The sequence below is a fragment of the Streptomyces sp. SID1328 genome, assembly GCF_009865595.1.
Taxonomy (GTDB): domain Bacteria; phylum Actinomycetota; class Actinomycetes; order Streptomycetales; family Streptomycetaceae; genus Streptomyces; species Streptomyces griseoluteus.
In genome coordinates this window covers 1-1685 of sequence record NZ_WWKH01000602.1, presented here as the reverse complement: position 1 = coordinate 1685, position 1685 = coordinate 1, and the positions used below count along the sequence as shown (strand labels likewise).

Sequence of the window (1685 nt, the reverse complement as noted above, 5' to 3'; positions counted from 1 at the left end):
GCGAACAGCGCCGGGATGATCGCGAAGTACTTGGCCACGTCGTTGGCGATGGAGAACGTGGTCAGCGCGCCCCTCGTGATGAGGAGCTGTTTGCCGATCCCGACGATCTCGATGAGCTTGGTCGGGTCGGAGTCCAGGTCGACCATGTTGCCGGCCTCCTTGGCGGCCGACGTGCCGGTGTTCATGGCGACGCCGACGTCCGCCTGGGCCAGCGCGGGGGCGTCATTGGTGCCGTCCCCGGTCATGGCGACGAGCTTGCCGCCCGCCTGCTCCCGCTTGATGAGGGCCATCTTGTCCTCGGGGGTGGCCTCCGCGAGGAAGTCGTCGACGCCGGCCTCCTCCGCGATGGCCCTGGCGGTCAGCGGGTTGTCCCCGGTGATCATGACGGTCCGGATGCCCATCCGGCGCAGCTCGGCGAACCGTTCCCGCATGCCGTCCTTGACGACGTCCTTGAGGTGGACGACGCCCAGCACGCGGGCGCCCCGGCCGTCCCGCACGGCGACCAGCAGGGGGGTGCCGCCCGCGCGGGAGATCCGGTCGGCGGCGGCTTCCGTGTCACCGGCGACAGTGCCGCCCTGCTCGCGCACCCAGCGCAGCACCGAGGCGGCCGCGCCCTTGCGGACACTGCGCCCGTCCAGGTCGACGCCGGACATCCGGGTCTGCGCGGTGAACGCGACCCACTCGGCACCGGCCAGCCGGCCCTGGTGGCGCTCACGCAGGCCGTACGCCTCCTTGGCCAGGACGACGACGGAACGGCCCTCGGGGGTCTCGTCGGCCAGCGAGGAGAGCTGGGCGGCGTCCGCGAGTTCGGCCTCGCTCGCGCCGCCCACCGGCACGAACTCGGCGGCCCGGCGGTTGCCGAGAGTGATGGTGCCGGTCTTGTCCAGCAGCAGGGTCGACACGTCACCGGCCGCCTCGACGGCCCGGCCCGACATGGCCAGCACATTGCGCTGGACCAGGCGGTCCATCCCGGCGATGCCGATGGCGGAGAGCAGGGCGCCGATGGTGGTGGGGATCAGGCACACCAGCAGGGCGACCAGCACCACCATCGTGAGGTGAGTGCCCGCGTGCGCGGCGAACGGCGGCAGCGTGGCGCAGGCCAGCAGGAAGACGAGGGTGAGCGAGGCCAGCAGGATGTTCAGCGCGATCTCGTTGGGTGTGCGCTGCCGGGCCGCACCCTCCACCAGTCCGATCATCCGGTCGATGAAGGTCTCCCCCGGCCGGGTGGTGATCCGGACGACGATCCGGTCGGAGAGCACCTTGGTGCCACCCGTGACGGCACTCCGGTCGCCCCCGGACTCCCGGATGACCGGTGCCGACTCGCCCGTGATCGCGGACTCGTCCACCGAGGCGACGCCCTCCACGACGTCGCCGTCACCGGGGATCACCTCGCCCGCCTCGCATACGACCAGGTCACCGACACGCAGCTCGGTGCCGGAGACATGTTCCTCGGCGGTCCCGGTCAGCCTGCGGGCCACGGTGTCGGCCCGGGCCTTGCGGAGGGTGTCGGCCTGCGCCTTGCCCCGGCCCTCGGCGACCGCCTCCGCGAGGTTGGCGAACAGCACGGTCAGCCACAGCCAGACGCTGATCGTCCAGCCGAACCAGTCGGTGGGGTCGGTGAGGGAGAACGCCGTGGTCAGCACGGAGCCGATCCACACCACGAACATCACGGGCGACTTGACCAT

At 71.6% G+C, this 1685-nt stretch carries 1 protein-coding gene; it reads right to left on the bottom strand.

The features are described 5' to 3' along the window. Positions 1-1685 (bottom strand): potassium-transporting ATPase subunit KdpB (gene kdpB, locus GT030_RS19175; RefSeq protein WP_161202139.1); only part of this gene is annotated, 1685 nt, incomplete at both ends.